The following is a 25,418-nucleotide window of genomic DNA, read 5'->3' as shown; positions in this document are numbered from 1 at the left end:
TTTTGGGGATTTTTCTTAAAGTGTATCGCAGGGGTGGAGAGGGAGAGAGGGAGAGAGGGGGTGATGATGGGATGATGAGAGTTGTCAATATCTCCTCATCGCATCATCTCCTCATCGCATCATCTCCTCATCGCATCATCTCCTCATCGCATCATCTCCTCATCGCATCATCTCCTCATCGCATCATCTCCTCATCGCATCATCTCCTCATCGCATCATCTCCTCATCGCATCATCTCCTCATCGCATCATCTCCTCATCGCATCATCTCCTCATCGCATCATCTCCTCATTCTGCTGACCCTAAACCGACTCTTTCACCCATGATTAGCTACCTCAAGGGCGCGATCGCCGCTGTACAAAAGCTGTCGAGCAATCGCGTCATCCTGACACTGGAAGTGAACCAGGTTGGCTATGACCTGCAAATCACACCGCGAATGCTGCAAACGCTGCCGGGGGCGGGTGAGCTGGTGCAGGTGTTTACCCATCAGCAGGTGAAGGAAGATCAGATTGTGCTGTATGGCTTTGGGTCGCTGGCAGAGCGAGATCTGTTTCGTCAGTTGATTAGCGTCAGCGGCGTGGGGCCGCAGTTGGGGATGGCGCTGCTGGATGGCATGGGGCTGCAAGATCTGGTGCAGGCGATCGTGTCGGGCAACACGCGGCTACTATCGCGGACACCAGGCGTGGGCGCAAAAACGGCAGAGCGGCTGGCGCTGGAGTTAAAGACTAAGCTGGCAGACTGGCGCACCCAGTCGGGACTTTCCACGACACCAGATGCTGCGCCCGTGGGCAGTGTCCAAGAAGATGTAGAACTAACGCTGCTGGCGCTGGGCTATTCCAGTGGCGAAATCATGCAAGCGCTGCGGGCCGTGGGGCAAAAAACGGCGCTGGCGAAAAATGCCGATGCAGAGCAGTGGATTCGAGAGGCGATCGCCTGGCTGAGCCAATGATCCTGAACCCTGTGATACAATCGTTGATTGTATTGATACTCACCGGACGACCCCAATGGCACTCCTGCAAGAGCGCAAGCAGCAGATTATTTCTGATTATCAAATTCACGAAACGGACACTGGATCGGCAGATGTTCAGGTGGCCATGCTGACTGAGCGCATTAACCGCCTCAGCACCCATCTCAAAGAAAACAAAAAAGACCACGCTTCTCGTCGGGGCTTGCTGAAGATGATCGGTCAGCGCAAGCGCCTGCTGGCCTACATCCAAAAACACGATCCAGATCGCTACCGCGCTCTAATCGGCAAGCTGGGCATTCGTGGTTAGGGTTCAACGAACTCGATTTGCTTGGCTAGATGGTGTAGCTAGCTGAACCCTTGCGGTCAGAACAGGTTTTTACATGGCATCTTCTACTCCACCAGACCCCAACTCCTCTAGTTCAGACGCTTCGGCTCGTAAGGCTTTACCTTTTGAGCCGAAAAAGCGCTTGAAGAAGTCTGAAGAGTCTGGCGCTGCGGGTAAACAGTCAGAGACTGGCGCGAACCCCAAAAAAGCGCCCAAATCTGCCTCAAAACCAGCCGTAAAAGCCCCCTCCAAGCCAGCACCTCCGAAGGCAAAACCCTCGGGGAGCGCTTCTGATGCTGCTCTCAAGAAATCTGCGGCCACCCGCGCATCGATGGCGATTCCTGATGCAGTGAGCAAGCGCATGGCTAGGCGGATGGCAATTTTCTGCGGCGTGCCGTCGTTTTTGGCGATCGCCACCTTTGTCGTCAGCTACTACATCGTCAGCCAGCACCTCATGGATTTACCCACGTCCGCTGTGCTGCTGGTTAGTTTGGGCTTTTTTGGGCTGGGCGTGCTGGGGCTGAGCTATGGGCTGTTTTCGGCCTCTTGGGAAGATGAACCGGGCAGCTTGTTGGGCACGTCGGAGTTTCGCACTAACCTGGGACGCACCATTGCCGCGTGGCGATCGCAGCGCCCTCAGTCCTAAACGCCTCATCGCAGAAACCACCCGACCGGAGGGTGGTTTTTGTCTTTTGGGCTGCCTAAAATAAGCGCTAGCGTTAGCCCAGCATTAAACCTTTGGATTTTGGCGTGTGGCGTTTAGAACTCTTAACTGAAGTTAACCTGCCAGTCTGCCGTTTCCGTAGCATTCAATACTCTAAACTAGTCATGTTTTTGGGCGATGTCTGCTCCACGGACGTTCCCCTGCCCTGGATCTAAACGCAACCCAAACGCTCTGCCTAAACCCCAGAGCTGAAGGACTTTTAACCTCTCTTGAATTATTCAAAGTAAGCAGGATTTTCCCATGATTGTGGTGATGAAGCCCGAAGCGCCCGCCGAAGAAATCGACCGCCTGAGTGCCGAATTTCGCGAGATGGGCCTGACGCCGGAAAAAATCGTCGGCAAACACAAAACCGTGGTCGGTCTGGTGGGTGACACTGCCGAGATGGACGCGCTCCAACTCCAAGACCTGAGTCCCTGGATTGAGCAAGTGCTGCGGGTCGAAAAGCCCTATAAGCGCGTCAGCAAGGAATATCGCCACGGCGAACCCAGCGAAGTCGTCGTGCCCACGCCCAATGGCCCAGTGACCTTCAGCGTCTTTGCGCCGATTGTGGTGGTGGCGGGGCCTTGCTCTGTTGAAAACGAAACCATGATCGTGGAAACGGCTCGCCGCGTAAAAGCCGCAGGCGCGAAGTTTTTGCGGGGCGGTGCATTCAAGCCGCGCACCTCACCCTACGCTTTTCAGGGACATGGCGAGAGTGCGCTAGAACTGCTGCAAGCGGCGAAAGATGCGACCGGACTGGGCATTATTACCGAAGTCATGGACGCAGCAGACCTGGAAAAAATCTGCGAAGTGACCGACATCGTGCAGGTGGGCGCACGCAACATGCAGAACTTCTCGCTGCTCAAGAAGGTAGGCGCTCAGGATAAGCCTGTGCTGCTAAAGCGGGGCATGTCTGCCACGATTGACGAATGGCTGATGGCGGCGGAGTATATCCTGGCGGCGGGCAATCCCAACGTCATTCTCTGCGAGCGCGGCATCCGCACGTTCGACAATCAGTATGCCCGCAACACGCTGGATCTGGCGGTGATTCCGGTGCTGCGATCGCTCACTCACCTGCCCATCATGATCGACCCCAGCCACGGCACGGGCAAGTCGGAATATGTGCCCTCGATGGCAATGGCTGCGATCGCCGCCGGAACGGACTCCCTGATGATTGAGGTTCACCCCAACCCATCGAAGGCGCTGTCTGATGGCCCGCAATCGCTCACGCCGGAGCGCTTTGACCGACTGATGCAGGAGCTATCGATTATTGGCAATGCGGTCAACCGCTGGGAAGCCAATCCAGTGCCCGTGCTCGCCTAAACCCTATCCCAGAAGTTGGAACAAGGGCGATCGCCGAGAGGGGTAGGCACGATTGCCCTTATTCTCGCAAATCTTCGAGTCGGCAGACGACTTCTGGCTGGCGCTGCGACTAAAATCGAACTTAACCGGGAGCGTTTTTTCGCAAATGTTCTTTCACAGTTGAGTTCAACCCAGCGCGATGCCTGACTTTGTGGAACTGGATGGACGGAAATTTTTGCCTGCGGATCAACTGCCGCAGCCGGAGTGGCCTTGCGTCATTAGCGAACGCCCGCAGCCGACGCTGACGCTCAAAGACGACGACCTGTTTTTGATTACCGACACGCTAGGCAATATTTCCGCTTGCCTGGAGGGAGACTCCATCGGCAGTTTGGGACTGTTTTGTCAGGATACGCGCTTCTTAAATCGTCTGGAATTGCAGATTGAGGGGCGATCGCCCGTCCTCCTTAGCAGCAATGCCGACAAGGGATTCGTCCTGTCAGTGCTGTGCGCCAACCCCCAGCTAGGCACCATTCCGCCGGAAACCATTGGCATCCAGCGAGAACTGGTGCTAAACGGCGGGTTGTTTGAAGAAATCAGCCTGACCAACTTCAGCACCGAACCCGTGCAGTTTGAACTCAGCCTCAGCTTTGATGCCGATTTCCTGGATTTGTTTGAAATTCGGGGCTTTCAGCGCGATCGCCCAGGACGGCGGCTGCGGCTGGTGCCTGCGGTAGCGCAGGATCACCGGCTGGACGTAATGGAAGCCACGACAGACGATGCAGCCGATCCGCTGCCCGCCTCGATGCCTCTAGAAATTACGCTGGCCTATCAGGGCCTAGATGGCGGGCTGATGGAGTCGCGCATCCAGTTTTTGCACCAGCCGCCTAACTTCCTCAAGGGCTACACCGCCCTGTGGCAGGTGTCGCTAGAGCCGCATGAAACGCTGACCCTGGGCTATCGGCTGCAACCGCTGCTGAATGGGCGATCGCCCTCCGCCGTTAACACGCCCATGACGCTGATGCAAGCCAAGGCAGCGGAACTGCTGGAGCAGACCCAGTGGGGCGAACAAGTGACGCGCATCCGCTGCGACAACAAAGCCATGAATCAAATCATCGAGCGGGCGCAGCAAGACGTGTACCTCTTGCGGCAAACCTTTGGCAAGGGCAAGGTTCTGTCAGCGGGGGTGCCCTGGTTTTCAACGCTGTTTGGGCGCGACTCCCTCATCGCCGCCTCGCAAACGCTGATCCTCGACCCCATCATTGCCCGCGACACCCTCAGCATCCTGGCCCACTATCAGGGCAAGCAGCATGACGACTGGCGCGACGAACAGCCCGGCAAGATTCTGCACGAGCTGCGCCTGGGCGAAATGGCCCGCTGCCAGGAAATTCCCCACACGCCCTACTACGGCACAGTGGACGCAACGCCGCTGTGGCTCATGCTCTACGCCGAATACTACGCCTGGACTCATGACCAGGAAACCCTAGAGCGACTCTGGCCCAACGCGCTGGCGGCCATGGAGTGGATTGACGAAAACCTTAAGGAGACGGGCTATCTGGCCTATGCGCGGCGCTCCTCTCGCGGGCTGCAAAACCAGGGCTGGAAAGACTCTGGCAACTGCATTGTGAACCGCCGGGGCGAACTGGCAGAAGGGGCGATCGCCCTCTGCGAAGTGCAGGCCTACGTCTATGCCGCAAAGGTGCGGCTGGCAGAAATTGCCCGCCTGAAAAAGCGCATCGACCTGGCCGATCGCTGGATTGAAGAAGCACAAGACCTGAAGCGACGGTTTAACCGCGACTTTTGGATGGATGATCTGGACTTTTGCGCCCTGGCCCTGGATGGCAAGGGCAACCCGGTCGATAGCATTACGTCTAACCCTGGCCACTGTTTGAATTTGGGCATTCTCGACCAGGACAAAGCCCTGAGCGTGGCCGAGCGGCTGCAAGCACCCGACATGTTTAACGGCTGGGGCATCCGCACCCTCAGCAGCCTGTCGCCTGCCTACAACCCAATGGGCTATCACATCGGCTCTGTCTGGCCCCACGACAACAGCATGACGGTGCTGGGGCTGCGATCGCTCGGCCGGATTGACCAGGCACTCGAAGTCACCCAGGGCATTTTCGACATGACCCTGCGCCAGCCCTACCAGCGACCACCCGAACTCTTTTGTGGCTATGAGCGCACCGCAGACAACAACCCCGTGCAATATCCCGTCGCCTGTTCGCCCCAGGCCTGGGCCACTGGAGCCATCTTCCAGCTCTTGCTAACGATGGCAAACCTGGTGCCCGATGCACCCAACAACTGCCTGCGAATTCTCGATCCGGCCCTGCCCGACACGATGCATCGCCTGTCGCTGCACAACCTGCGGATTGGTCAAACGCTGCTAGATCTGGAATTTGAGCGGGTGGGCAGCGCCACCGCTTGCCGCGTGGTGAAAAAGCGCGGCAACCTGCGCGTGGTCATCGAGGCGTAGGGTTGATTCTCGATTTTGGATTTGCGATTTTGGATTTGCGATTTTGGATTGCTCGTCAAGCTTCGGTGGGCTTCCCGCAACTTCCCTGGCAAATCCGCTTGGGAAAATTAATGGGAGCCACCGATTTCTTTGGAACTGCCAGAGCCGCAATTCCTAAAGCACCTGATGTGTATAGGCGTGCTGCTTTACATTATCTTCGGGCTTGACCAGGCGATCGGAGTTCAGCACGCGCTTGCGCTCGGTGGAATGGTTGAAATCGGTGTGAACCGTGCCCAGGGGAATTAGGGATTGGGCTACAGGACGCGCTTTGTAGGTGCGGGCTGCGGCGATCGCCCTCGCGGCGAACTCATCGCAAAACTGCGTGTCTGCCGGAAAGCCCGCAGGGAGTTGCGGTTCCTCGCCCGACAGCACCGCCCCCAGCGTCGTCGCCACGGCCTGTGTGTAGGAAGTGGGGATGCCACGGGCGATCGCCTCCAGCGCGGCCGAGGGAATCGGTTCTGCAACCGTTACCGGATGCACCTCCCCATCCGCCTTCAGAAAACAGGTCGCTAGACCCACCACTAGATAATCTTCTGCCGTCAAATCGGGCGCTGTGGCTGCAATGATCATGAGTCCCTTGTTTGTGTTGCTCTTTCCCCTCATTCTGCGATCCATCGGCACAGATTCGGCAAATCGCAACCCCGGCTGTAATGAAACTAGAAAAATCTTTATGCTCTAGCGATTTTTATACGCTGGGGGAATCGCCAAACCGCTGCTCTCGCACCTCCGTCGCGTAGGTCTGCACCGCCTGGGTAATAATGTCCCGCAGGTTGGTGTAGGGTTTGGCGAAGGGGGGCTGCCATTCTGACAGGCCCAGCAGGTCGGACGTGACAAGTACCTGACCGTCGCAGTGGGGGCCTGCGCCGATGCCGATGGTGGGGATGGTTAGCTTTTGGGAAATTTGCAGCCCCAAGTCAGCCGGGATATGTTCCAGCACGATGGAAAACGCGCCGGCCGATTCTAGGGCGATCGCCTCTTGCAAAATCCGCTCAGCCGCCTCGGTCGTCGTGCCCTGCTTGCGAAAGCCGCCCAACTGATGCACTGACTGCGGCGTTAGCCCCACATGGGCCATCACGGGAATGCCTGCCTGCGTCAGCCGTTCTACCGTCTCTAGCATGGCGGGATGGCCACCTTCTAGCTTCACAGCCTGCGCTCCGGTTTCCTTTAGCACGCGCCCGGCCGAGTGCATCGCCTGCGCCACGCTCTCCTGATAGGTCATAAACGGCAAATCGCAGACCACCAGCGCATTTTGCACGCCGCGCCGGACGGCCTTGGTGTGATGCAACATGTCTTCCAGCGTCAGCGGCAGCGTGGTTTCGTGACCCAGTGCCACCATCGCCAGCGAATCGCCCACCAAAATCACGTCCACGCCTGCTCGATCCAGCACTTGCGCCATCAGAAAATCCCACGCCGTCAGCACCACAATCGGGCGACCGTCGCGTTTGAATCGGCTGAGCTGTTGGGTGGTCACGCCCATGATTCAGAAACTCCGAGGTTGAGGTTGGCGGTTAAGGGGAGCGGTGGCGGTTGGAGATGGAGAGTTTTTGTCTGGCGCAGGGCCCGGATGGGGGGGTTATCGAGGTCCAGCAGCGATCGCCCCGTTGGCCAGCGCAATGGTCGCCTCTTTTTCGCCGTTTTTGATGCTCACGCCGTAGAGAATACCATCTGCCTGCCACATCACCGTCGCCACGCAATAGGCTCCGCAGGTGTTGGCATATTGCCCGCTCACGCCGTTGGTCAGGGTCACAGTTTCCACCGTTTCCGACATGCCAAGGATCTCCGCCGGAGTCATCGCGCCCTCATAGCGTTGCGCCCAAGTGCCGCCATAGCTACAGGCCGTCGCGCCGTTGCAATCGGCTACATAGTCAAAATCTACGCCGTAGCTGTCTTCGTCGCCATAGGCGTGGACATACACCTCCGCCATCCCCGGCACTGCGTCCGGCAGAAAAATCGGAATTGGCGTTTGGGGACGCAGTTGGCTGACCACTTGATCGACGGGAATGGGGGCCCCCGCCAGCGACGGGGCACAGCCCGCGATCAGCATCGGAATCAACGGAAAACCCAGCAGAGCGGGGAGCGATCGCCTCATGATAGATTTCCAGGAAGTACAGAAACAGTCCACAGAGAGATACACGGGAAAACAGCGTCAGTCCGTGAAGTTCTTTGGTGATCTACCCGGTTGCCATTCACCCAGGCGGTATAGTGTCTTCTGGGATCGCGCACGCCGCCTGTAAAACTCTATCGCGTTTCCTTGCGGCTGTGTCACCTGCCCAGTGGACTGCGAAACTGCCCACAACCCACCGCTACGCCCAACGCCGTGAACCCATTGCAAAGGTTACGCCCAGCGCCATGACTCAGGAGCCGCCCCCATCGTCTAACTCACCCAATAACCCGCCGGAACCGCCAGAGAAACCCCCCACGAACGTTGAACCCGGCTATGGGCCGCCCTCGCTGCAAGATTTGCGGGCAGAATATGTGGGGTTGGGCAAGCGGCTGCTGATTGGGCTGCTGCGGGCAAATGTGCGGCTGTTAGAGGGTTGGATTGCTGCCCTAGAAGCACCGCCCAGACGGGCCCAGACCTCCCTGGGCGATCGCTCACCGGGAGAACTGACCGCCGCCGCCGACAGCAGTGCCCTCGTCCGCACAGAGCCTGGTGCGCCGCCTGTTCCGGTTGCGCCGTCGCTGGGTCGTCGCCTGCGGACAGCGATTCAGCAGGTGTGGGCGACTGTGCAGCCCGCCGCTCGGCAGGCCTGGGCTGTGGCAAAGCCCTACTGGGAGAAGGGCTGGGCTTGGTGGACAGCCAATGCGTTGCCGAAGATTCGAGCCATCCTGCCAGCGTCGATTCGGGAGACGTTAACGGATCGGGCGCTGAGTGGGGCGATCGCCGGAATTGCCGCTCTTCTGGTCTTCGTCGTGCCCAACCTGCTGCCGTCCCAGGAGCCAACCCGCATTACCGAACCGCCCCTGATCAGCGAAGCGCCAGTAGACGGTCGCCGCGTCGAGCAGCCCCTACCCCGGGTCACCACAATTCCTGAAGTGGTGCCCGATGACCTGCCGCCCGCGCCCGCGCCTGCCCCCAGCCCAGACGACAGCCCGCGCCCGTCTCGTCCGACTGCCAAGCCGCAGCCCCCGCCCCCGCCGCAGCCATCGCCCTTGCCCACACCCCCTGCGCCCGCCCGTCCCGCCTTGCCCGATCAGCCCCTAGTGGCAGCGATCCAGGAGCAGATCACCAGCGTCACCGATGCCTACAGCGAAAACCTGATCCAGACCATTCAGGCGAGCTTTCGCAGCGGCCGCCTGAGGGTGAGCCTGGGCGATGGCTGGTATGCCCTGTCGCCCGCCAGTCAGGATAAACTCGCGGCAGAGTTGCTGAAACGGGCAACGAGGCTGGATTTTACCAAGCTGGAACTGGTTTCGCCAGACGGTACGCTGCTGGCCCGCAGTCCTGTGGTGGGCGATCGCATGATTATCCTCAAGCGCAGCCTCCAGCCAGAGCAAGCGGCTTAATTGGATTCTGGAGGAATGAGGAGAGCCAAGGGCTTATTTTTCTGCCCATTTTTCTGCCTATAGAAACAGGCCAGGAATCTGCCTCCGGGAACTCGAGATGTTGAGTGCAGCTTGATAGCGTACTAGCATTGCAAAATGAGGCGTTTAATCATGACCACCGACTCTACGGATTCCACACCGATTGTTCCCGCCAACACGGTGTCAGACAAGACCGAAAGCTTTGATGCGCGGGAAACCAGGGCGGCGATCGCCGAGGGTGAAGAAAAGTCGCCCGAAGAGAACCTAGATCTGGACAAAGACTATGCAGCGGCGCAAGCCATGAGCCAGGGTACGCTCAGCCCTGACGAAGCAGCGAAGCAGGTTGCCCCTCAGCATGAGGTGGCTCAGCCGGAAGACGTGAACATTTCTTCAGAAGATGACAGTTTGCCCGCAGCTGGGGGCGACCCTGCCGACTACCGGGAACTGGCTCGCGACATGCGTCCGTCTGCCTAGAGAATTCCATCAGAATTCCATCACCCACTATCCCTGAACCAAACCCATTCAAGCCGCTGAGAGGTTGCACAAGTCGTGCTTCGTCTTGGCGGTTTGTTTAATTCAGCGACCTTAACGTTTCCGATTCCAGCAGGGCGATCGCCCCCGGTCAACTCCTCAAAGTCCCTAACTTTTCCATATCGATGTCTCCCAAGGAAAATCCTATAAAAGAATCATCACTCCAAGACACGCATACCGCTTTCAACTAAGCTTCCAGTTTCAACTAGTCTCCCAGCCTAATTCAACTGAATCAAAATCAACAAGAGGACACTGCCATGACTCGCCTAGACGCAAAGTTGCAAACCATCCGCCAAAAGCTTCAGCAAACCGATGTGCCCCTGCAACTGAGAGTCGTGTCCTATCTGCGGATGTCGTGCCGCGTGGTAGATGAGCGCGGCGGCCGCTATTCCTAAATGCTGGCGGCGCTGCACTGCCACAAGGCCGATTGGTGAAAGACCATTCTGCATCACTTGTGGTACTAGCGATGCTATTACGGCGCTGCACTGCCACAAGGCCGATTGGTGGAAGACCTGCCACATTACCCAAGAGGGCACGCTAGCGTCGAGCGATGCAATCGTGAATATGCTGTTGTCTCCCATGGCCGTGCTGCACGCCGATAGCCAGCCCTCCCGCACGCTGCAACTAGCCGCTTGATCTGGCAGCTTGATCTGGCTGCTTGAGTTAGGGCAGATTTGTGAAACAAAGCTCATACTAAGCTCATTGGAACGAAGCGCGGCGGATGCCCTGCTGAAACGCTCTGGCAGCATCCAAGCGGGAAGTCTTACCCATCAGAACACACTGAGTCAACAAGGCGATATCCAGGGTTTCTAATTGAGGCAACTCGCTTCGGCTGACTGGTTCATAGCCCGTTTCTCGCAGATGAAACAGCCTGAAGGCTCCGTCTTCCCAAAACCAGACCTCCGGCACACCTAGCGCCCGATATCGCGCCAGTTTGTTTATGCCGCCGCTGCTGACGACGACTTCGATCGACAAATCGGGAATGGCCTTGGACTCGCCAGACTGGGACTCGCCGAAGCAATAGGACTGATCGGCTTGTACAAACGCTTCCCCCAATTTTTCCTGATCCATTGAGCCGGTGGGTTCAAACTCAATCTCACGCTCTAGAAAAAAGAGTCCTAAGAGCAGGGCAATGACTGCGCTAAACAGCTCATGCTCTCGCCCAGGCATAAGCACCTCAATCGTTCCATCAAAGTAAAACAGCCGAACACCTGGCGCGTTGCTGAAGCCTTCCTGGATCAGCTTGAACTGCTCCCAGGTGCGCCCAGATTGAACGATTCGCTGATCCTGCGTCGGCGGAAGCGTTTGCATGGTAAGGGGTGGACTAGAGCGGGCGGTAGACGCGATAGTTCAGCTTGGGGAAGATATTGTCGATCGCCTCGACTTTTTCCAGCCAGCCGCTGTCGATTTTGCCCGCTAGGATGTCTTCGCGCAGCTTGTTAAACCGCATCAGGTGCGATCGCGTCCGGCGCACCGCATAGGGCACCATCGTTCCCGTCCGCATGATGAACGCCCAGTCAGACGATTGCGCCAGCAGCAGTTCCCGCGCCGCCTGGTTCAGCGCCCGCCATTCCAGGTCATCGGCGGGTTCGCGCTTGGCCAGGTCGATCATCCGCTCAGCGGCTTTATGCAGATGGGGATAGATCCAGGCGTTGGTGTCGTTCAGCCAATATTCATGAAAGCCCTTAAAGCCCCAGCTTGACTGGGACGGGCGGCAGACCTGCTGGGTCGGGTGCGCCTTGAGATAGTCGGAAAGGTGAGTCATCTCGAAGGTGTTTTGGTCGAACCAGGACTTGCGGAAGAGATAGTCCAGGAACCAGGGGCCTTCGTACCACCAGTGGCCGAATAGCTCGGCATCGTAAGGCGACACGATGATCGGCGGGCGCTGCATAATGCCGTGCAGGTGTTCGACCTGGCGTTCGCGGTTATAGACGAAGTTGCCTGCGTGTTCTGCCGCTTTTTCTCTGGCCCAGTAGGGATCGTAGAGATCTTTGTCGCTCAGCCCCAGCCCGCGCCCGGTAATTTTGTGATATTTGATGCCCACATTTTTGCGCTGACCGTTGGGCATGATGTAGGGCTTGATGTATTCATATTCGGCATCCCAGCCCAAATCGCGGTAAAACTCGCGGTATTCTGGCGCACCGGGATAGCCCACTTCCGATGACCAGACCTGCTGCGACGATTCGTGATCGCGCCCAAAGGCGGCGACGCCTGTTTCGGTAAAAATTGGCGCGTAGGTTCCAAAGCGGGGGCGCGGGCGGGCGTAGAGAATGCCGTGGCCGTCGGTGATGAAGTAGCGCACGCCTGCATCGGCGACCATCCGCTCTACGCCTTCGTAGTAGGCGCATTCCGGTAGCCAGATACCGTTGGGCGATCGCCCAAAATGCTCCTCATAGCTTTCGCAGGCGACCTGAATTTGCGCCCACACCGCCTGCGGATACATCTTCATCAGCGGCAGATAGCCGTGGGTTGCCCCGCAGGTAATGATGTCGAGGTTGTTGGACTCTAGAAAACCCCGGAACGCGCCCACCAAGTCATGATTGCAGCGCTCCCACACCTGGCGCACGCTGTTAAACTCGGCGGCGTAGTGTTCGGCCAGGTATTTCATGTGGCCGGTGTGGGCATTGCGTTCGATTTCCATCTCCGCCAGTTCTTCAAGCTTGGCGAGGTGGATGTCGTATCGCTCTTGCAGCAGCGGATCGCGCAACATCGACACCAGCGGCGGTGTCATGCTCATCGTCAGCTTGAAATCAACGCCATCGCGCTTCAGCCCCTCAAACACCTGAAGCAGGGGGATATACGTTTCCGTAATCGCCTCAAAGAGCCACTCTTCTTCGAGTACATAGTCGCTCTCTGGGTGGCGCACAAAGGGCAAATGGGCGTGGAGGACGAAGGCAAGGTATCCGATGCTCATGGGATTGGCAGTTGGATGGGCGAGTGGGCAAGTCAGGCAAAGAGCCGGATAATGGCAGTTTTAGAGCGGCGCATGTATAACGATTAATTAAGTATTCCTTGAACTTCTTAACAGAATCACTGGTAGCCAGGACACCAAACGGTATCGCAGGCAGCAACTTTAGACTGTGGGCTAGAGTGGGTTCAATAAAAAATCGATCCGGCTGGGCTATCTCCAAGTATCGTAGAGCAAAAGTTATCACGCGACGGATCAACCTGGATGAGATATGGCACAAACGAACCTGCTTGAACTCGCGAAGCAAGGTGACCCACAGGCGATCGCCACGCTCATGAATCGCTCCCTTCAGCCGCGCGGCATGACTGCATCGGTCGATCGCCAGGGAACCTGCCTGTATGTCACGCTGCAAGCAGAGCAGGTGCCCAATCGCCAGGTGCTTACTGCGTTTGTGCAGAACGGCATCAGCAACCTGGGCGTGTCTTCCATCCAGTTGGTCAAGATTGCTGGGCAGCAGTTTGGCATGGCCGAACCTGCCTGGACGCAGGACTTACAGATTGATCTACCAGATCTGGCAGATCTGGACGATTTGGGACTGGGCGACCCAGAATCCACCCCGCCCTACGATGTAGGCACCTCTCTCGACGGGCTGGACGACATTGCGCCCGCCCCCAACCCTGTCGGCGATATTCTCTCAGAACTGACCGCGCCGCCACCTGATCTCACCTTTGAGCCAGAGAGACCGTCGTCAGAAGCACCTGCGCTGGATTTTGAGGATGAGTTTGTATCGGGCGATTTGCCTGCTCTGGACGACGATTTTTCGGGGGATTTTTCGCTGGAGGCGATCGCCACCGATGACACCAGCTCAGCAGATCTGCCCGATGACCTACTGGCGGATCTGGATTTGGGAGCCGATCTGGAACCAGACCCGATGGCAGATTTCCAGCCAGATGACCTGGGATTGGGCGGACTGGATGCTATAGAAAGCAGCTTGTCCGATTTAAACCTGGACAGTGATTTTTCAGAATTTGACCAGAACACGGGTTCTTTTGACAGCGCCTTTGTGGATAGCGGTTTCTCTGGCAGCACCTTTGATACCAGTGACACCAGCGCCCCTCTGGATGCGGGAATGCATGAACCATCAAGCGACGCACTGCTTTCGGATTTGGATGCGCTGGAATCGACACAAGATTGGTCGCTCGACGCGCCAGATGAGATGCTCAGCGATCTCGGCTCGCTGGAAGGTGACCTGGCCCGAATGGACGACAAGTTTTCGGGAATCGACGCGGTGACTGGAGAATCGAATCCTGGTATGGGGTTGGAGCCAGACGAGTTTGACCTATCTGCCGATTTGTCGTCCGATTTCTCATCCGATTTTTCGATGGAGCCATTGGATAACGCGGACGAGTTTGACCTTGGCTTGCCCGATGTGGAGCCATCCAGTTCGACGTTGGACAGCAGTTTCGACCTGACTCCCGAACAAGTCGATTTCCCGCTGACGGACTTTGACGAACTCAGCACCCCGTCAAGCGCCAGTGAGCCATTGTCGGGTCTGGAAGACCTGGACTTTGGGGACTCAGCCCCATCAACCCCCGAGGATGCAGGGTTTGGTGATATGGAACTGGGCAATACCGAGTTTGGCAATACCGAGTTTGGCAGCACAGAATTCGGCAATACCGAGTTTGGCAGTACAGAATTCGGCAATACCGAGTTTGGCAGCCCGAACTTTGACGATGCTTCGCTGAGCGATGCCGATTTTGACTTTGACGCGAGCGGTTCAGAGCTATTTAGCGAATCCTCTGTGTCTGGTGATTCTGGTGATTTGGAAAGGGATTTTGCAGGACTGGAGGCGATGGGCGAGCCAGCCGCGAACGGTTGGCAAGAGGAGGATTTGGGGGCGATCGCCGCTGGATTTGAAACCGAAGCTCAGTTTGACGATCTGCTACCAGAATCCTCGTTTGACGAAGGGGGCAGTTCTACGGGCTTTGACGAGCCAGCCCCAACTCCACCGCCCTACGTGGCCGAAGAAATGTCCCTTGAGCTGGATCTGGACGACATCCAACTGCCACCCGTGACGACCGAAGGCGGGGATGATTGGGATGCTGATCTAGAGTTTGGCAATTTGACCGGGGAAGACTTGTCAGACTTTACGGCTGACCCAGCGGAGCCTGCGGAAACAACGTTCGAGACAGCGGCAGAATCTGAATCAGACGCACTAGAGTTGGACAATGAGTTTGTCAGCAGCGAGTTTGCTACCGACGAATTGACCAGCGGCGACTGGGAAACTGATCTGCCGATGGCGGAACCCAGCGGATTTGACGAAACCTCTGGGCGCGAGTCTGCTCCTGCGCCCTTCCTGGCGGATTTTACAGAGTCTCCTGCTGCGCCGATTTTTGCGCCTGCGGGAGACTCTGCGCCCTGGCTGAGTGAGCTACCGCCCGAATTTGTGATTGATGTCACACTGAATGGCTCTCTGCTGGATGCTGCTGGGGTGGGGCTGTTGGAGGGTGAGGGGGCCAGGGCGATCGCCCCAGAGTCTCTAGAACTGGCGCAGGATCTCGATCTAGAGGCCCAAGACCTGTACTTTGAGTCGGCAGCAGATAGCATTGCTCCAGAATCCTCTCCGCCTGCTGCCGCGGGTGATGTTGGCTTTGATCTGGAGAATTTGGACAACCTGGATAGCCTAGATAACTTGGACAGTGTGGACAGTGTGGATGCTCTCGACCCTGCCGATGGCTCGGACAACCTGCTGGATACCGATTTGTTTGAGGAAACCTTTGAGGAAACCTCAGACATTCCCCTCTCGCAGCTGCCCACCGAGATTCCCTCGTCTGAAATTCGGGATGATGAGCTAGACGCGCCTGACTTTCTCGACGTACCCCTTTCTGGCGTTGAGTTTGATGAGATTGCCTTTGACAACATCTACGACAGTGCCCCAGCCAACGAGTTCACCCTCGAAGATGAAACCGCTCCCACAGAACTGATGCCTCCTGGCGAAGAAACGCTGCCGTCGGAACTGCTGGTTGATGACCTGGATGAGTCCGGTGGCTTCGAGATGGATAATCTGGGGCTGGGGCTGGAAAGCTTGGGGAGTGAAGAGTTCCAGCCCTCTGAAGCAGAAGCTGCTGGCGGCGATGACTTTGGGCTAGATGGGCTAGACGAGTTTGACTTGGGTGCGCCCGCAGCCGATTGGCAGAACGAGCCAGACCCGCTGCCCGAAACCACGTTTGGTCTGGAGGACGATGATGAAGCGACCATCTTGCTAGACCCCAGCACCGATCCGGGAACTTCGTTTGGCACTGTGCCCCAGTCACCAGACCTCAACCGCGAGGAATTGGATTGGCTGGCTAGTGAGGTCGCTGCCTCCGCAAATCCGCCCGTTTCGCCGCTCAGTTCTGCTGAGGAAGGCTGGAGCTATGGCATTCCGCCTGCGCCGCCTCCGCCAGAGGATACCTTTGTCTACCCCGCGAGCGCTCCCCAAGTGCCAGGCTCGACCACAGTCGATGAGTCAGAAGCCGGGGAACGGGCTGAAGCGTCTGGCGGACGCGCCACCAATTTGCTGTATGGAGTGCTGCTGGCGCTGCTGGCGTGGATCTTGGCGCTGGTTGGGCGATCGCTCTGGACAGAATTGACGCAGCCAGAGCCGCCCCCCGCACCCGAAGTAGAGGTGTCGCCCCAGTCACAGGATGTGAACCCTGGGCGATCGCCCTTCTCTCCATTTTCTTAAGTCCAGCGCATAACCCCAGACGGTGGGCGATCGCGATATCCTGGAGGTTCGGGCGATTCAATTTGCTCGACATCTGGTGTGGAGCGGCGACACCCCTGAGCCGATGCTGGGCTGAAATGGTTAACCTATGGGGCGATCGCGCTTCGCTTTGTCTCGCGCTATCCTAATTTCCTCTGTTTCTTCGCAGCTTCACCATGCCCTGGTTCGTCAAGATCGAAAAAGGGCTTGTGGACAAGGCAACGTTTGATCAATTTGTGCCAGCCCACAAGCAGTTTGTTCGCGACCTGATCACCAAAGGGCATCAGGCTAAAACCGGGTACTGGGCTGAGCGGGGCGGGGGAATGCTGCTGTTTCAGGCAGACTCGATGGAAGAAGCCAGGGCGATCGTGGCGCAAGACCCACTAGTGCAAAATGGCTGTGTCAGCTACGAGCTACACGAGTGGAAAATCGTAGTCGAGTAAGGGCGGGTATTGGGTAATTTTGAGCGAGAGCGCATGGTAGACAACGGCGACGGCTACAAAGTGGTAGCAGAAAACCGACAAGCTCGGTTTGAATACGAGATTTTGGAAACCTTCGAGGCCGGCATTGAGCTAGTCGGTACAGAGGTCAAATCCGTACGGGCAGGAAAAGCCAACCTGCGCGACGGCTTTGCGCTAATCCGCAACGGCGAAGTGTGGCTGCACAATGTCCACATTTCACCCCATGACACCGCCAGCCAATATTTCAACCACGACCCTCGCCGCACCCGCAAGCTGCTGATGCATCGCCAAGAAATTCGCAAGCTGATCGGCAAAGTCGAACAGCAAGGTCTGACCCTAGTGCCACTAAAGATGTATCTCAAACGCGGCTGGGTCAAAATTTCCCTGGCGCTGGCGCGTGGCAAAAAACTGCACGATAAGCGCGAAGACCTGAAGCAAAAGCAGGCCAAGCGCGAGATGCAGCGAGCAATGAAGCGGTAGTTAGTCCAATTTATCTTGCTGATTGGATGTCAGGCACTGGTCTTTTGAATCGTCCATCCTTCAGACTCACTGGGGGGAGGGCGTTCTTGCCAACACGAGTGCAGACTTCATCGCCTTCTACCGTGAGGTCGGACTGATCGGGGGTGGGGGCAGACCATTGGCTGGCTTGGTTTGCCAAACGGGTCTCCCAGCGCAAAAGGTTGTTTGCCGCCGTTGAGATCTACCGATAGCTGGCTCGGATCAGCCAACTCGTAGAATGACCTCATCTACAATTCTGCGAGCAAACAGCACTGCCAAAATTGCTGTGTAGCTAAAGGCGTTTGCCGCTAGGAGGGTATTGGACAGGTTGGTGGGGGGCTTTTTGTCGCGGTCTTTGTCTCGTAGCAACCCCTGCCCCGAACGGTAGCGGGGACTGGAGGCTGCTTGGCGGGCAGCCCATTCGGCAGGGGAGAGCAGGAGCCATTCCAGCGCCGACAGCCCTAGCAGCTTGACCGCAAAGCTGGCAAAGAACGTCAGAAAACCTGCCAGGATAGCAGGAAACGCCGCATCGGCAGACCACTGGTCAAAAAAAATAAAGCCCAGCAACTGCTGCTTGAGCAGCGGCGACAGCAGGGGTTGGACGCTGAAAAACACAACCCATCCCGCGATCGCCGTCAAAAGGTTCAGCGTGGCGGCAATTTGCACCGACTGCTGCGGCGAAATGCCATTGGTCTGCTTGGGCGGCAGGGTGAGCTGCACAGCAAAGACATGGGATTCAATGGCGATCGCCATCAGCAAAAACAAAATTTGAAAGGCGATCGCCCGCAAGGGCAAGACAGATGCGAACATTACCTGCTTATATAGAGTAAGAAGTTTTCCTGATGCACTACTGGTAGCGTGCCTACCCAGATGATGCTCACTCCCAGAACCCTCTAAGGAAAATTCTGAGGAAAAAGCCTGCAATCTCAAGGGATGCGTGTCACGTTTGGTAGGATGATGACTTCCAGAGCTTCTGCGTTCGGTGATTTCGCGTTCAAAACTATCTTAGAGCCATGACAAGAGCGGGTGTTGGCATTCGGACGGCGCAGCAGCGCAGCGAGCGCATCCTGGGGCAAATTCATGTTTACGACGGCGCGGGCAAAGGCAAGTCGCAGGCCGCGCTGGGCGTGGTGTTGCGCTCGATTGGGCTGGGCATTCGCACATCGGCGCAAACCCGGGTGCTGCTGCTGCGGTTCCTCAAAGGGCCGGGGCGCACCTACGACGAAGATGCCGCCATCGAAGCGCTCCAGCGTGGCTTTCCCCATCTGATTGATCAGGTGCGGACAGGGCGGGCAGAGTTCTTTGGCCCCGACAACATCACCCGATTCGACAAGCAAGAGGCGCAGCGCGGCTGGGATGTGGCCAAAGGGGCGATCGCCTCTGGGCTGTATTCCGTCGTTGTGCTGGACGAGCTTAACCCCGTGCTGGATCTGGGGCTGCTGTCGATTGATGACGTGGTTCGCACGCTGAAAAACAAGCCCGAAGATCTGGAAATCATCGCCACCGGGCGCGGCGCACCCCAACCCCTCCTGGACATTGCCGACCTGCACTCAGAAATGAAGCCCCACTTTCATCCCAACGCCGCCACTCACGGCATCGAGGGTATCGAAATTTACACAGGGGCGGGCAAGGGCAAGTCCACCAGCGCCCTGGGCAAGGCGCTCCAAGCGATCGGACGCGGCATCAGCCAAGACAAGTCGCACCGCGTGCTAATCATGCAGTGGCTTAAAGGCGGCGCGGGCTATACCGAAGATGCGGCGATCGCTGCGCTGCATCAGAGCTATCCTAACTTGGTCGATCACCAGCGCTGCGGCCGCGATGCCATCGTCTGGCGCGGACAGCAGCAGGAGTTAGACTACGTGGAAGCCGAACGCGGCTGGGAAATTGCGCGGGCGGCGATCGCCTCTGGGCTTTACAAAACCATCATTCTCGACGAGCTAAACCCTACAGTAGATCTAGAGCTATTGCCCCAGCAGCCGATTATCCAGGCGCTCCTGCGAAAGCCCCGCGATACGGAAGTGATCATTACCGGCCGCTGCAAAAATCCTCCGGCCTATTTCGACTTAGCCAGCATCCACTCCGAGGTCTTTTGCCACAAGCACTACGCCGAAAAGGGCATCGACCTGAAGCGCGGGGTTGATTTTTAGGGAATTAGGGGCTGCTGTTTTGCCGAACGCAGGCTGAGAAACCGGGCGATCGCCATCAACATTACCGACACCTCCGGGCGATCGCTCGTGCATGGGCTTGAATCTGAGCTTTTTTGTTGGCGTTCAGGAGGTTCCCTTGATGAAAGGGACTGCTCAAGGTGTAGCTTTATTTCAAAGGATCTGATACCTAGCTCTAGGCTCTGACGCTCCAACACTTTCCAAATGGCGATCGCCCCCTTGCTCCATCAACAAGCTACTGAACGCCCTGATGCGCCTGCGATTATCGATGGGAAGGCGGGAGAAACGGTGTCCTTTGTGGCGCTGGAGCGACAGTCGGTGCAGCTTGCGGAGCGGTTGCAGCAGGCGGGGTTGCAGGCGGGCGAGGCGGCGCTGGTTCTGGTGCCTGTGTCGGCGCGGCTGTATGCGGTGTTGCTGGCGCTGTTTCGGCTGGGGGCGATCGCCCAGTTCATCGACCCTGCTGCCGGCCTCAACCATCTGGAGCGCTGCTGCGCTCTGCACCCGCCCCGTGCCCTGATCGCTACCCCCAAAGCCCACCTGCTCCAGCTAAAATCTGCTGCCCTCCGCCGCATTCCTCTCAAGTTCTCAACTCACCGCCTCCTTTCTGCCACAGCCCCACTCGACCCCGATACCCCGCCTGCGCTTCCCCTCGCCACCCCCGCCCTGCTCACCTTCACCAGCGGCAGCACGGGCCAGCCCAAAGCCGCCCTCCGCACCCACGGCTTTCTCCTAGCCCAGCACCGTGCCCTGGTCCACAGCCTGCACCTGACTCTGGGCGAGATTGATCTATCAACGCTGCCCATTTTCGTGCTGGCAAACCTCGCGTCGGGTGTCACCAGCCTGCTGCCCAATGTAGACTTGCGCTATCCCGGCAAGGTCAACGCCAGACGGCTGCTGCGAGATATCCGACGCTACCGACCAACAAGTACGGCTGCGTCTCCGGCGCTGCTGGGGCGACTGGTGACGGAATGCGAGGCGACGGGGCAGACGCTGCCCGAATTCCGCCGTATTTTTACGGGCGGTGCGCCAGTGTTTCCGGGGCTGCTGCAACGGCTGGCGGCGATCGCCCCCTTGGCGGAAGTTACGGCCGTCTATGGCTCCACCGAAGCGGAACCCATTGCCCACGTTGCGTATCACGAAATTCAGCCCGACGACCTGGCCCGCATGACCCAGGGAAAGGGGCTATTGGCAGGATATCCGGTGCCAGAGATTGCGCTGCGAATTTTGGGCGATCGCTGGGGTCAGCCTATACCGACCATGACCACTGCCGAACTGCACGCGCAAACCCTGCCAGCGGGCGCAGTTGGCGAAATTGTCGTCAGTGGCGACCATGTGCTGCCTGGATATTTGCACGGCCAGGGCGACGCAGAAACCAAGTTTCGAGTAGACGGCGTTCCCTGGCACCGCACGGGCGATGCGGGCTATCTGGACGAGCAGGGTCGGCTATGGCTGTTGGGGCGATGCAGCGCCAAGCTGACGGACACCTGGGGCACGATTTATCCCTTTGCAGTAGAGGCGGCAGCCCAGGCACAACCGGGCATTCGTCGATCGGCGCTGGTGGCGCATCAGGGTCGGCGGGTGCTGCTGATAGAATGGGCAGAGCATTTTCCCAAAGCAGCGCGATCGCCCGCGCTACAGGACTTGCAAACCGCACTGGCTTGGGCCCAAATTCACCAGTTCCACCCCTGCCAGATTCCGGTAGACAAGCGTCACAACGCCAAGGTGGATTATCCCGCTCTGCAACGACTGCTCGACCGCCTGTGACCCGATGAACGAACCCACTCCCCCAACAGACTACCGGATGAGCCTGCGCGAAGGTGGGGCGATCGCCCTGGGCGGACTGCTGGTAATCGTGGGGGGCATCGTGGGGCTGGGCGATAAGGCGATTCGCAATGCGACTGACCCGGCGCGGGCCGAGGCGATCGCCCGCAGCATGATGGACTATCGCATTCCCGGACAGGTACATGGGCTGTTTGGCATTAACATCGGTAGCGTCAAGATGGGCGTGGTGACTAATGCGCCGCCCACTGAATCGTCTAACGGGCTATCCAGCGTTCAGCCTACTATGTCATCGAGCGTGAACCCTTCTGTGCCACCGGATGGGTCTTCTAACCGATCTTCCAGCGTTCCAATGGGATTAGCAGAGGCATCGCCAACCCGTCCGGGCGATCGCACGCGGGTTGAACTGCTGATCGCCCGTGCCCCCCTCAGCGCCCGCTCTCGCATGAACCACGCAAACGGTGAGTCAGACTTTAGCTTGCTGTCGCTGCCTGGTGTCTCTATTTCCTACGAAATCCAGGGCGAATTTCAGCCCACCACCAGCCGCAACCAGCCCGGATTTCTCTGCGAGGTGCCCACTGTAATCAATATCGAATCGGGCCGGGCGCTGCTGATAGACTCGCCTCGCCCTGTTCCTGCTATTCGCTATGAAGCCACCATTGAGCTAGACGGGCAAAACCACTCGATCATCTTGATGGCGATTGGGCAGGATGCAAGAGAAACCGCGCAGCAGGTCTTTGAGTCCTTGCGCTGTCGCTGAGGCTTACTCGACGGCAATGTCTCAGTGAAAACGATTCCCCCGATTGAACTGTGGTAGTATCTTTGCGTCTCAGTGTTTCTACGCGATAACAGAGCGTCAACTGATGCTGCGGAGATATGCCTCCGATGGGCGATCGCTCGACAGCCACTACCAGTGCGTCACGGGGAACCGTTCCATTCATGGACGAATTCAAGGACAAAATTAGGAATATCGAATCGACCATTGCCCAGCCCGACTGGAGTCGAGAGCAGCTAAAACGCTGGTGGGACCCTGGTCGTCAGCTTTTGCGGTCGATTCGTCGCTATCAAAAATGGAAGCGGCGCGGCGGGCTGTTGGGGCTATTGGGCAGCAAGGTCGCCGTGCTGCACTACCGCTTTTGGAGCGTGGTGTCTGCTTCGGAAATTCACCTCACCTGCAAGCTGGGCGGCGGGCTGCTGCTGACGCACCCCAACGGCGTGATTATCCATCCCGATGCGGAGGTGGGCGCAAACTGCCTGATTTTGCAGCAGGTGACATTGGTGGCAGGGGTGAAGGTGGGCAACGGGGTGGATATTGGCGCGGGCGCAAAGATTATCCGGCCGGTGACAATTGGCGATCGCGCTCGCATCGGAGCCAATGCCGTAGTCACGAAAGACGTGCGCCCTGGTGCAACGGTGGTGGGCATTCCCGCCAGAGAAATCAAGTCCGCTAACCTGATTGGGGCGACCCGTTAGCGATTCCCAAAGCCGCCCTTGCACTTCCTCCAGATGTCAGTTTCCAGATGTCAATTTTCTGAAGGGGCGCTGCAAGTGCTAGGGCTAGGAGCCTTGCAGAGGCTTGACCCAGCATCCAAAATCGCAAATCCAGCTAGAACCGGGCAGCGGTCAGCATCACATCAGCGTGTTGCCATGCCGAGCGAAACTGGGCGCGGGTCTGTCGGGCTTCGTCTGTTTTGCCCTGAGCCTCCAGGCTTTGCGCCAGGCCGTAGAGCGACCAGCCGTTGTGGGGATAAATTGCCAGGTCATCGCGGAACACCTGCTCTGCCTCCGCAGGGCGGCCGGCTTGCAGCAGCATCGCTCCCAGGTTTTGGCGCACGGGCGAATACCAGGGCGCGGGTTCGTCATAGTTAAGCTGGTCTTGCAGCGCCACGCCTGCTTCTAGATGGGCGATCGCCCCGTAAACATCGCCCCGCTTGGCGGCCAGTTCGCCCGACAGCACCTCCACGCCGATCTTCAGCAAATCTGCTGTCGAGTTGATGTCCCAAATGGTCACCCCTTCTAGGGCTGGATCAGCGGCGATCGCCTTTAGGGCCTTCAGTTCTTGCGCGGCTGCTTGCCCCTCGCCCTTAGCCGCCAGCGCCATGCCCCGTGCAAAGTGCCACACGCCCGTCGGATAGACCAGATCTGCCTCCGGCTTGGGTTCCGCCAAGATATCATCCCACAGGCCAAACTTGACGTAGGTATAGAGCGGAATCACAGCGTAGTGTTGCAGCGTGCCGTAGCCCGGTTCTTTCCAGAGCGATCGCTCGACCAAATCCGCCGTGTTGCGGGCAGCCTCCAGCGCCACCCGCCGCTGCCCAGCCATCATCGCCGCATACCAGAGGAAATGGTGATTGTGGGGCATGTAGGCAATTCGGAAAATGCCGTCGGGGTGATGCGCCTGGGCATATTCCCGGTCGGCAGCAGCAGCCCGCTGATTGGCCACCACCGCATCGTGATAGCGCCCCACCCGCAGGTAAATGTGAGCAGGCATGTGGAGCAGGTGGCTGGTTTGGATATTCAAATCCCGCAGGCGATCCGCCACGTCGGCCGCCAGTTCTGGCCGCTGCGCCTCCACTGCGTGAATGTAGAGGTGCAATGCGCCGACGTGGTTGGGGAACCGCTTCAGCACCGATTCCAGCGTGGCGATAATTTCTGCGCCTGCGTCGGTGGGATTGCCCGACTCGTCCCAATAGTCCCAGGGAGTTGTGTCCATCAGCGCTTCGGCAAACAGCGTGCCCGCGTCTGGGTCATCGGGATAGCGCTGCGCCACATCGCGCATGGCGTTGGCATAGGCGAGATTGAGTTCGGTACGGTCCTCTACGGGTTGCGGCGCATAGCGAGTGGCGAGGGCGTGGATATAGGCGCGTTCGCGATCGCTCGCATTGCTGCCCAGTTGCACGGCTCTTTGAATCGCGGCCCACGCCGTCGGCACGTCGCTATCTTCCATCGCGGCGTTGATATTGGGCCCCAGCACGTAGGCCATGCCCCAGTAGCAGAGGGCGCAGGTGGGGTCGAGTTCGGCAGCCTGCTGAAAGGATCGCAGCGCCTCGGCATGGTTGAACCCGTAGGACAGAATGAGTCCCTGGTCGAAATAGCGTTGCGCGAGGGGATTGCGGGTGGAAATGGGGTGATGGTGATCGCCCAGGTTGTCAAACAGGGGAGCCGTGAGGGACGGAGTGGCGACTGCGAGCTGTTCCTGGGTGGCGTGTTCTGGATGGGCGATCGCCGTTCCCGCATCCGTTCCGTGGATAGGAAATCCCAGTGAAAGAATGAGCGTTGCGACAAACAGCATTGCGCGAAAGAGTTTGATTCGGTTCATCGATTTTGCCTCCGAAGTTCTAAAGACTTGAAGAGATGATTTGACCTAAAATGATGCAGTCTGATGTAGACAGCTACGCAACCCGTGTAGAGATTTGGTTGTTCTTAAAGTGGCTAGAATTGATGGTAGTCAATTCTTTGCAATCTTTTGCTCTTTGCAATCCTTTGCCCAGTCCTAACATTTTTCCAAGCTGTGGCGCAGGGCAGTGCGATCGCGCTTCGTGCGAACACCGTCTCGTTCAAGGGCTAATTTTGGACAAGGGCTAATTTTGGAAGCGCTGATCCAACCAAATTCGCACCTCTGCTTCAGTACTGAACCAGGTTTTGTGGCCCGTGATTGGGTCATAGATCTGCCAAATCGTCTGCCCTATAGGCGTTTCAATGGTGTGAATCCGAGGCTCATTTCTGTTGGTCAAGCGTTGGGCGATCGCCCTCCAAAAAGCATTCAGCCAGCTATACGCTTTTGGTTTCCGCTTAGCGTTTCTGGCAGCATTCAGCAGATGATGACAAGACTGAATATTTAGCATGTAAAGCTTCATGATTACCTGCCTCCAGATTGGGTTTTCAGACGGGAAAGAAGGATGGTTTTGGATGAGTAAACTGACATGGGGAATGCTGCGTTTGCACGGTTGGGAGATGCTTCCGATTGAGGGAGGGCTTCAGCAGCACTGCGCTCGTTTTGC

The 25,418-nt window shown here is 57.9% G+C and carries 24 protein-coding genes and 1 pseudogene; 16 read left to right on the top strand and 9 right to left on the bottom strand.

Annotated elements, in window-relative coordinates; all coding sequences use genetic code 11:
- The first annotated feature begins 321 nt into the window (after window positions 1–321).
- The 5 genes from ruvA (at window position 322) to O77CONTIG1_RS12660 (ending at window position 5,766) form a co-directional block, all read left to right on the top strand.
- Window positions 322–948, top strand: coding sequence for a Holliday junction branch migration protein RuvA (ruvA, locus tag O77CONTIG1_RS12680; protein ID WP_068511089.1), 627 nt, complete (start codon window positions 322–324; stop codon window positions 946–948).
- 55 nt (window positions 949–1,003) lie between these two features.
- Window positions 1,004–1,273, top strand: a complete 270-nt coding sequence (gene rpsO, locus O77CONTIG1_RS12675; protein WP_068511088.1) for a 30S ribosomal protein S15 — start codon at window positions 1,004–1,006, stop codon at window positions 1,271–1,273.
- Between the two features lie 73 nt (window positions 1,274–1,346).
- On the top strand, window positions 1,347–1,937 hold the full coding sequence (locus O77CONTIG1_RS12670) for a PAM68 family protein (RefSeq protein ID WP_084782582.1): 591 nt from the start codon (window positions 1,347–1,349) through the stop codon (window positions 1,935–1,937).
- A 318-nt stretch (window positions 1,938–2,255) separates the two neighbouring features.
- Window positions 2,256–3,317, top strand: coding sequence for a 3-deoxy-7-phosphoheptulonate synthase (gene aroF, locus O77CONTIG1_RS12665; RefSeq protein WP_068511085.1), 1,062 nt, complete (start codon window positions 2,256–2,258; stop codon window positions 3,315–3,317).
- Between the two features lie 178 nt (window positions 3,318–3,495).
- On the top strand, window positions 3,496–5,766 hold the full coding sequence (locus tag O77CONTIG1_RS12660) for an amylo-alpha-1,6-glucosidase (protein ID WP_068511083.1): 2,271 nt from the start codon (window positions 3,496–3,498) through the stop codon (window positions 5,764–5,766).
- 153 nt (window positions 5,767–5,919) lie between these two features.
- On the opposite strand, the gene O77CONTIG1_RS12655 is transcribed toward O77CONTIG1_RS12660, so the two are convergent.
- From O77CONTIG1_RS12655 to O77CONTIG1_RS12645, 3 genes are all read right to left on the bottom strand, one after another.
- Window positions 5,920–6,375, bottom strand: a complete 456-nt coding sequence (locus tag O77CONTIG1_RS12655; RefSeq protein ID WP_068511081.1) for a hypothetical protein — start codon at window positions 6,373–6,375, stop codon at window positions 5,920–5,922.
- Between the two features lie 115 nt (window positions 6,376–6,490).
- Window positions 6,491–7,282 (bottom strand): 3-methyl-2-oxobutanoate hydroxymethyltransferase, encoded by a 792-nt coding sequence (panB, locus tag O77CONTIG1_RS12650; protein WP_068511080.1) that lies wholly within the window; start codon window positions 7,280–7,282, stop codon window positions 6,491–6,493.
- Between the two features lie 96 nt (window positions 7,283–7,378).
- The gene (locus tag O77CONTIG1_RS12645) at window positions 7,379–7,894 is read right to left on the bottom strand and encodes a hypothetical protein (protein WP_068511078.1); all 516 of its coding nucleotides are present in this window, start codon (window positions 7,892–7,894) and stop codon (window positions 7,379–7,381) included.
- Between the two features lie 170 nt (window positions 7,895–8,064).
- Here O77CONTIG1_RS12645 and O77CONTIG1_RS12640 point away from each other — a divergent pair, with 170 nt between their 5' ends.
- The 4 genes from O77CONTIG1_RS12640 to O77CONTIG1_RS24535 all read left to right on the top strand — a co-directional run bounded on the left by O77CONTIG1_RS12640 (window position 8,065) and on the right by O77CONTIG1_RS24535 (window position 10,497).
- Window positions 8,065–9,312: a hypothetical protein gene (locus tag O77CONTIG1_RS12640; RefSeq protein ID WP_156435230.1), complete on the top strand. Its 1,248-nt coding sequence runs from the start codon at window positions 8,065–8,067 to the stop codon at window positions 9,310–9,312.
- A gap of 150 nt (window positions 9,313–9,462) precedes the next feature.
- On the top strand, window positions 9,463–9,804 hold the full coding sequence (locus O77CONTIG1_RS12635; RefSeq protein WP_068511074.1) for a hypothetical protein: 342 nt from the start codon (window positions 9,463–9,465) through the stop codon (window positions 9,802–9,804).
- A 314-nt stretch (window positions 9,805–10,118) separates the two neighbouring features.
- On the top strand, window positions 10,119–10,256 hold the full coding sequence (locus tag O77CONTIG1_RS24540) for a hypothetical protein (protein WP_156435228.1): 138 nt from the start codon (window positions 10,119–10,121) through the stop codon (window positions 10,254–10,256).
- Window positions 10,231–10,497, top strand: coding sequence for a hypothetical protein (locus O77CONTIG1_RS24535; RefSeq protein ID WP_156435226.1), 267 nt, complete (start codon window positions 10,231–10,233; stop codon window positions 10,495–10,497). The genes O77CONTIG1_RS24540 and O77CONTIG1_RS24535 overlap by 26 nt, the downstream gene beginning before the upstream one ends.
- Before the next feature lie 63 nt (window positions 10,498–10,560).
- On the opposite strand, the gene O77CONTIG1_RS12630 is transcribed toward O77CONTIG1_RS24535, so the two are convergent.
- Window positions 10,561–11,172, bottom strand: a complete 612-nt coding sequence (locus tag O77CONTIG1_RS12630; protein ID WP_068511071.1) for a Uma2 family endonuclease — start codon at window positions 11,170–11,172, stop codon at window positions 10,561–10,563.
- Window positions 11,173–11,185: 13 nt separating this feature from the next.
- The gene (locus O77CONTIG1_RS12625; RefSeq protein WP_068511070.1) at window positions 11,186–12,775 is read right to left on the bottom strand and encodes a glycoside hydrolase family 57 protein; all 1,590 of its coding nucleotides are present in this window, start codon (window positions 12,773–12,775) and stop codon (window positions 11,186–11,188) included.
- A gap of 265 nt (window positions 12,776–13,040) precedes the next feature.
- On the opposite strand from O77CONTIG1_RS12625, the gene O77CONTIG1_RS12620 reads away from it, so the two are divergent.
- From O77CONTIG1_RS12620 to smpB, 3 genes are all read left to right on the top strand, one after another.
- On the top strand, window positions 13,041–16,496 hold the full coding sequence (locus O77CONTIG1_RS12620) for a hypothetical protein (RefSeq protein WP_068511067.1): 3,456 nt from the start codon (window positions 13,041–13,043) through the stop codon (window positions 16,494–16,496).
- Between the two features lie 194 nt (window positions 16,497–16,690).
- Window positions 16,691–16,957 (top strand): YciI family protein, encoded by a 267-nt coding sequence (locus O77CONTIG1_RS12615; RefSeq protein WP_068511065.1) that lies wholly within the window; start codon window positions 16,691–16,693, stop codon window positions 16,955–16,957.
- Between the two features lie 33 nt (window positions 16,958–16,990).
- On the top strand, window positions 16,991–17,455 hold the full coding sequence (gene smpB / locus O77CONTIG1_RS12610; RefSeq protein WP_068511064.1) for an SsrA-binding protein SmpB: 465 nt from the start codon (window positions 16,991–16,993) through the stop codon (window positions 17,453–17,455).
- Between the two features lie 47 nt (window positions 17,456–17,502).
- Here smpB and O77CONTIG1_RS26160 read toward each other — a convergent pair.
- A pseudogene (locus tag O77CONTIG1_RS26160) lies at window positions 17,503–17,654 on the bottom strand (IS1 family transposase); the annotation flags it as partial.
- Window positions 17,655–17,695: 41 nt separating this feature from the next.
- Window positions 17,696–18,283, bottom strand: coding sequence for a filament integrity protein FraC (gene fraC, locus O77CONTIG1_RS12605; RefSeq protein ID WP_068511062.1), 588 nt, complete (start codon window positions 18,281–18,283; stop codon window positions 17,696–17,698).
- A gap of 203 nt (window positions 18,284–18,486) precedes the next feature.
- Between fraC and O77CONTIG1_RS12600 the strand changes: the two genes are divergently transcribed.
- The 4 genes from O77CONTIG1_RS12600 to O77CONTIG1_RS12585 all read left to right on the top strand — a co-directional run bounded on the left by O77CONTIG1_RS12600 (window position 18,487) and on the right by O77CONTIG1_RS12585 (window position 22,890).
- The gene (locus O77CONTIG1_RS12600; protein WP_068511060.1) at window positions 18,487–19,620 is read left to right on the top strand and encodes a cob(I)yrinic acid a,c-diamide adenosyltransferase; all 1,134 of its coding nucleotides are present in this window, start codon (window positions 18,487–18,489) and stop codon (window positions 19,618–19,620) included.
- A 222-nt stretch (window positions 19,621–19,842) separates the two neighbouring features.
- Entirely contained in the window at window positions 19,843–21,402 is a 1,560-nt protein-coding gene (locus O77CONTIG1_RS12595) for an AMP-binding protein (protein ID WP_068511058.1), read from the top strand.
- Window positions 21,403–21,406: 4 nt separating this feature from the next.
- Complete coding sequence (locus O77CONTIG1_RS12590) at window positions 21,407–22,177, top strand: hypothetical protein (RefSeq protein ID WP_068511056.1); 771 nt, start codon at window positions 21,407–21,409, stop codon at window positions 22,175–22,177.
- A gap of 116 nt (window positions 22,178–22,293) precedes the next feature.
- Entirely contained in the window at window positions 22,294–22,890 is a 597-nt protein-coding gene (locus tag O77CONTIG1_RS12585) for a serine O-acetyltransferase (protein WP_172799682.1), read from the top strand.
- A gap of 133 nt (window positions 22,891–23,023) precedes the next feature.
- Here the strand turns inward: O77CONTIG1_RS12585 and O77CONTIG1_RS12580 are convergent, their stop codons facing one another.
- Complete coding sequence (locus O77CONTIG1_RS12580) at window positions 23,024–24,736, bottom strand: tetratricopeptide repeat protein (RefSeq protein ID WP_068511053.1); 1,713 nt, start codon at window positions 24,734–24,736, stop codon at window positions 23,024–23,026.
- A gap of 262 nt (window positions 24,737–24,998) precedes the next feature.
- A complete protein-coding gene (locus O77CONTIG1_RS12570; protein WP_068511049.1) occupies window positions 24,999–25,274 on the bottom strand; it encodes a hypothetical protein in 276 nt (91 codons plus the stop codon).
- Window positions 25,275–25,418: the final 144 nt, after the last annotated feature.

Source organism: Leptolyngbya sp. O-77, from assembly GCF_001548395.1.
Lineage (GTDB): Bacteria > Cyanobacteriota > Cyanobacteriia > Elainellales > Elainellaceae > Thermoleptolyngbya.
Note: the sequence above shows the minus strand (reverse complement) of the source record. Positions and strands in the feature narration are given on the sequence as shown.